The sequence below is a fragment of the Nocardioides sp. P5_C9_2 genome (assembly GCF_054049555.1).
The window spans coordinates 1-6,057 of record NZ_JBFUMD010000221.1; the positions used below are offsets into that span (position 1 = coordinate 1).

The following is a 6,057-nucleotide window of genomic DNA, read 5'->3' on the forward strand; positions in this document are numbered from 1 at the left end:
AGACGGCCACCGGGCTCCGCAGCACGCGCGACGGGGGCCGCGCGACTGGTCCGGACACGACAGGAGGCATGGTCGAAGTATGCCGAGGCGCCGCCACCCCCGGACCCGATCCGGGGGCGACGTGTGCCCTCAGTACGACAGCCTCGCGACGCACCGGGCGCCGTTGTGGGTGGCACGGAACCGGAATCGGTCCGTGCCGGAGGTGTTGACGGTGTTGCGCTCGACCTCGAAGGAGCCGCTGCGGCTCCCGGTCCGGGAGGAGCCACGGGCGGACACGCTGCCGTTGTGCTTGAGGACCCACGCCCACCGCTCGCCCGCGCGGTTGCTGTCGATCTCGGTCTCGACCTCGATCCGGCCGTCGTCGGGCTTGGCCTTGATCTTCCAGGAGGCGCCGCTGTTGCAGGAGCCGGTGCGGATCATCTCGTCGTCGCCACCAGACGCCGACGCGGCAGAGGCCACGAGGCCCGGGAGGCCGGTGGCGACCAGGGCACTCGCGGCGAGGGTGACGGCGAGGTTCTTCATGATGCTCTCCTTGGTCGCGGTGACCCTGAGTCTCACTCCCCGTCGGTGCGGTCCGCCATCGTCCGGTGGTACTACGACCACCATCCGGCCGAGCATCCGGGTGGTCCTGACCCGCGGACACGCCGACACAAGATGTGGTCCCCCACTTCGTCGACGGCCCTACATATCGTGGTCGACGCAGCTGGTTCGCGGCGTCAGCCAGGCGTCGCGAGGCAAGAGGGAACCCGGTGAGATTCCGGGACTGCCCCGCAGCGGTGAGTGGGAACGACAGCCGTCACACGCACTGGGTCGAGCGATCGACCTGGGAAGCGACGGCCGGTAGGGGTCGACCGGTGAGAGCCGCGAGGCGCGCCCGCGAGTCCGAAGACCTGCCAGCGCACCACACCCGTCGGGTGTGGTGGTCCGACGCCGCGCGGGACGGCTGACGGCAGGTACGACGATGCCCGGCCTTCCGGCCGCGGCGGCGTCCGCTCCACCGTCACCCCTCGCACGCCCGGACCGACCCGAGTCCGTCTCGCGAGGAGAGAGAATGACGGTGACCACCCAGCCGGGCCGCACAGTGCTGCGCACAGGGATGCAGGTCCGCAAGAGGAACGGCGACGACGAGCCCGTCGACGTCAACAAGATCGTCCGCGCCATCGACCGGTGCAGCGACGACCTGACCGAGGTCGACCCCCTGCGGGTCGCCACCCGCACCATCAGCGGCCTGTACGACGGCGCCACCACCGCCGAGCTCGACCGGCTGTCCATCCAGACGTCGGCCGAGATGATCGGTGAGGAGCCGCAGTACAGCCAGCTGGCCGCCCGCCTGTTGTCGAGCGTCATCGACAAGGAGGTGCGCAACCAGGGCGTCGCGTCCTTCAGCCAGTCGGTGGCCCTCGGTCACGCCGAGGGGCTGATCGGCGACGAGACGGCGGCCTTCGTCAAGGACAACGCCCGCAAGCTCGACGTCGCGATCGACGCTCACGCCGACCGCCGCTTCGAGTACTTCGGCCTGCGCACCGTCTACGACCGCTACCTGCTGCGGCACCCGTCGTCGCGCCTCGTGGTCGAGACTCCGCAGTACTTCCTGCTGCGCGTCGCCTGCGGCCTCGCCCGGACCCCGGGCGAGGCGATCGAGTTCTACCGCCTGATGTCGCGGCTGGCCTACCTGCCGTCGTCGCCGACGCTCTTCAACTCCGGCACCCGGCACACCCAGATGTCCTCGTGCTACCTCGTGGACAGCCCTCGGGACGACCTGGACTCGATCTACTCGCGCTACGCGCAGGTGGCCAAGCTGTCGAAGTTCGCCGGCGGGATCGGGCTGTCCTTCAGCCGGGTGCGCTCGCGCGGGGCGCTGATCCGCGGCACCAACGGGCAGTCCAACGGCATCGTGCCGTTCCTGCGCACCCTCGACGCCTCGGTGGCGGCTGTCAACCAGGGTGGTCGCCGCAAGGGCGCCGCCTGCGTCTACCTCGAGCCGTGGCACCCCGACGTCGAGGAGTTCCTCGAGCTGCGCGACAACACCGGCGAGGACGCCCGGCGTACCCACAACCTCAACCTCGCCCACTGGGTGCCCGACGAGTTCATGCGCCGGGTCGAGGCCGACGAGGTGTGGTCGCTGATCGACCCCGACGCCGTCCCCGAGCTGCCCGACCTGTGGGGCGCCGCGTTCGACGAGGCCTACCGGGCCGCCGAGGCCGAGGGCCGCTACGTGCGGCAGGTGAAGGCGCGCGACCTCTACGCGCGCATGATGCGCACCCTGGCCCAGACCGGCAACGGGTGGATGACCTTCAAGGACGCCGCCAACCGGACCTGCAACCAGACCCGGGACCAGCACCCGGGACAGGGGCCGAACGGCCCGGTGGTGCACCTGTCCAACCTGTGCACGGAGATCATCGAGGTCTCCTCCGACGGCGAGACGGCCGTCTGCAACCTGGGCTCGGTCAACCTCGCCCGTCACCTGACGGGGGGCTCGCTCGACTGGGACGCCCTGCGCGCGACCGTCCGCACCGCCGTCCCCCTGCTCGACCGGGTCATCGACGTCAACTTCTACCCGAGCACCGAGGCGGCCGCGTCCAACCCCCGCTGGCGCCCGGTGGGGCTGGGGCTGATGGGCCTCCAGGACGTCTTCTTCGCCCTCGGCCTGCCCTTCGACTCCGACGAGGCCCGCGAGCTCTCCACCCGGATCTCCGAGGAGATCTACCTGACCGCGCTCGAGGTGAGCTGCGAGCTCGCCGAACGGCACGGTCCGCACCCGTCGTACGACGAGACGCGCGCCGCCGCCGGAGTCCTCCAGCAGGACCTGTGGGACGTCACCGGCACCCAGACCGAGCGGTGGACCGCGCTGCGCGCACGCATCGCCGAGCACGGGCTGCGCAACTCGCTGCTCATCGCCATCGCCCCCACGGCGACGATCGCGTCGATCGCCGGCTGCTACGAGTGCATCGAGCCGCAGGTGTCCAACCTCTTCAAGCGCGAGACGCTCTCCGGGGAGTTCCTCCAGGTCAACACCGCCCTGGTGCGCGAGCTCAAGGTGCGCGGCCTGTGGACGCCCGAGGTGCGCGAGCAGATCAAGCGGGCCGAGGGGTCGGTGCAGGGCGTGACCGCGCTGCCCGAGGACGTACGCCGCCTCTTCCGCACCGCGTGGGAGCTGCCGCAGCGGGCCCTCATCGACATGGCCGCCGAGAGGTCGGCGTACATCGACCAGAGCCAGTCGCTCAACCTCTTCATCGCCGGACCGTCCATCGGCAAGCTCAGCTCGATGTACCTGCACGCGTGGAAGGCCGGGCTCAAGACGACCTACTACCTGCGCTCGCGCCCCGCGACGCGCATCCAGCAGACGACGACGTCCGTCTACGAGCCCGTCGTCGTCCCACCCGTCCCCGACGAGGAAGCACTCGCCTGCTCCCTCGAGAACCCCGAGAGCTGCGAGGCCTGCCAGTGACGATCAGCCACCACAACACGACGATGCTCCTCGACCCGGGGATGAACCTCACCCTGCGGCCGATGCGCTACCCGCACTTCTACGACCGCTACCGCGACGCGATCAAGAACACCTGGACGGTCGAGGAGGTCGACCTGCACTCCGACCTCAAGGACCTGCAGCGGCTCAGCGAAGCCGAACGGCACCTGGTGTCGCGGCTGGTGGCGTTCTTCGCGACCGGCGACACGATCGTGGCCAACAACCTGGTGCTCAACCTCTACCAGCACATCAACTCCCCCGAGGGCCGGCTCTACCTGTCCCGGCAGCTGTTCGAGGAGGCGGTGCACGTGCAGTTCTACCTGACCCTGCTCGACACCTACGTCCCCGACGAGAAGGAGCGGCACGAGGCGTTCGCGGCCGTCGACAACATCGCGTCGATCAAGGCCAAGGCCGACTTCTGCTTCCGCTGGATCGACTCGGTCTTCGACCTCGACGCGCTCGAGACCCGCGAGCACCGCCGGAGGTTCCTGCTCAACCTGATCTGCTTCGCCGCGGTCATCGAGGGCCTGTTCTTCTACGGCGCCTTCGCCTACGTCTACTTCCTGCGCTCGCGGGGCCTGCTCAACGGGCTGGCGTCTGGCACCAACTGGGTCTTCCGCGACGAGTCGATGCACATGGCCTTCGCCTTCGACGTGGTCGACACGGTCCGCGAGGAGGAGCCGGAGCTGTTCGACGAGGAGCTCGTCGCCGACGTACGCCGGATGATGATCGACGGGGTGGACGCCGAGGCGCAGTTCGCCGAGGACCTTCTCGGCGGCGGGGTCGCCGGCCTCTCGACGACCGACATGCGCTCCTACCTGGAGTACGTCGCCGACCGGCGCATGCAGCGCCTCGGGCTCGAGCCGATCTACGGCTCGGTCAACCCGCTCGCCTTCATGGAGCTGCAGGACGTGCAGGAGCTGTCGAACTTCTTCGAGCGCAAGGTGTCGGCGTACCAGGTCGGCGTCTCGGGATCGGTCGGGTTCGACGAGGACTTCTGACCCCCGGCGTGTCGGACGTGCAGAAGTCCCACCCGGGCGGCGCCCTCAGGGGGCCGGACCAGGGTGGACCCGACTTCGGCACGTCCGACACGCTCGGCCAGCCGGGCGAGCACCCAGCGCACGTAGCCCTGGTCGAGCATCACCTGCTCCCAGGTGAACCGGAGGACGGTCCCACGAGTCGCCCTCGATCGCAGCAAGCCGCTCGCGGCAGACCACGTCCGGGTGGATGACGTCGCGCCCCAGGACGGCCTCGCCCTGCGGCTCGGCTGACAGGCCCGACTCGAGGCACAGCGCCCGCAGGACCGACTCGAAGGGGTTGGCCGCCCGGGCGTCCGCGTGCCGGAGCACCCGCCGTACGGCGCCAGCACCGGCGTCCGCTCGGCTCCTCCACAGTCCGGGCCCGCGCGGTCACTCGAGCGTGAACTCGACCTTCCGGGTCGCGACGTCGGCCTTCGTCAGGGTAACCGACACGTCCTCGCCGACCGGGAGCGGACGGGTGCCGACCACGGTCGCCTCGATCGCCGGCTCCTGGACGGTCACGTCCCCGCGCCGGTCGTCCTTCTCGTCGGTCTCCAGCACGACGGCCGGGAACGACTCCCCCACCCGTGGGGCGAGCATCGCCGCCTCGACCAGGTTGAGCACGGCGTTCTGGTACTGGTTGGCCCGCCGGCCGGACTCGCGCATCGTGTCGGGCAGGTCCCCGAGCCGGGCCAGCACCCAGCCGGGCACCTCCTCGCCCGCACAGAGCGCAACACAGATCTCCAGGGCGTAGCGGTCCACCAGTCGGCGCAGCGGAGCAGTGACGTGCGCGTACTCGGAGGCCAGCGCCGAGTGCTGCGGCTGCTCGGGCAGGTCGCCGTTGAAGCCGACGTACCCGCTGCCGCGCAGCAGCCGGGTGCACGCCACCACCATCGCCGCGTGCGCAGGCAGCGAGACGTCGAGGGTGCGGATGAAGTCGGGGTAGAGCTGCTCGGCCGGCCACTCGATGCCCAGGGCCCGCGCGGTGCGGTGCAGCCGCTGCACGTCGTGCGGGTCGGCCGGCGGCAGGGTGCGCAGCAGCCCGACGCGGGCATAGACCATGAGCGAGGCCGCGGCGAAGCCGGTGAGCAGCGAGATCTGCGCGTTCCACGTCTCGACCGGAAGCATCGTGCGGAACTCGAGCCGCCAGCGCCCGCCCTCGTCGATGATCGCCTGCTCGGGCAGCGGCAGCGACACGCCGCCGCGGGCCGCCTCGCGGGTCAGCCGGAGCTCGCCGACCTCCTTGAGCAGGGTGAACATCTCGTCGGCGGTGCCGGCGTCGAGCTGCTCCTGGAGGGTGGCGTAGTCGAGCTTGGCCCGCGACCGCACCCGGGCCCGCTCGACGAAGACGTCGGTGCCCTCCCCCGTCGCGTCGACCTGAATGGTCCACACCAGGGCGGGACGCACCTGGTCGGGGAGCAGCGAGCCGGCGTCCTCGGAGATCACGGGCGGGTGGAGCGGGATCTTGGAGTCCGCGCCGTACAGCGTCTCGCCCCGCCGGTTGGCCTCCTCGTCGAGGGGGTCGCCGGGGATGATGAAGGCCGTGAGGTCCGCGATCGCGTAGTGCACGAC

At 70.5% G+C, this 6,057-nt stretch carries 4 protein-coding genes and 1 riboswitch; of the genes, 2 read left to right on the top strand and 2 right to left on the bottom strand.

Annotated features, from left to right (window positions below; translation table 11 throughout):
• Positions 1-129: 129 nt before the first annotated feature.
• Positions 130-522, bottom strand: a complete 393-nt coding sequence (locus tag ACXJKL_RS12170; RefSeq protein ID WP_457207310.1) for a hypothetical protein — start codon at positions 520-522, stop codon at positions 130-132.
• 164 nt (positions 523-686) lie between these two features.
• Positions 687-912, top strand: a riboswitch (cobalamin riboswitch).
• Positions 913-1,051: 139 nt separating this feature from the next.
• Here ACXJKL_RS12170 and ACXJKL_RS12175 point away from each other — a divergent pair.
• The gene (locus ACXJKL_RS12175; protein WP_457207311.1) at positions 1,052-3,448 is read left to right on the top strand and encodes a ribonucleoside-diphosphate reductase subunit alpha; all 2,397 of its coding nucleotides are present in this window, start codon (positions 1,052-1,054) and stop codon (positions 3,446-3,448) included.
• The gene (locus ACXJKL_RS12180) at positions 3,445-4,467 is read left to right on the top strand and encodes a ribonucleotide-diphosphate reductase subunit beta (RefSeq protein WP_457207312.1); all 1,023 of its coding nucleotides are present in this window, start codon (positions 3,445-3,447) and stop codon (positions 4,465-4,467) included. The genes ACXJKL_RS12175 and ACXJKL_RS12180 overlap by 4 nt, the downstream gene beginning before the upstream one ends.
• A gap of 408 nt (positions 4,468-4,875) precedes the next feature.
• Here ACXJKL_RS12180 and ACXJKL_RS12185 read toward each other — a convergent pair.
• Positions 4,876-6,057, bottom strand: a 1,182-nt coding sequence (locus ACXJKL_RS12185) for an RNB domain-containing ribonuclease (protein ID WP_457207313.1), incomplete at its 5' end; no start/stop codon positions are given.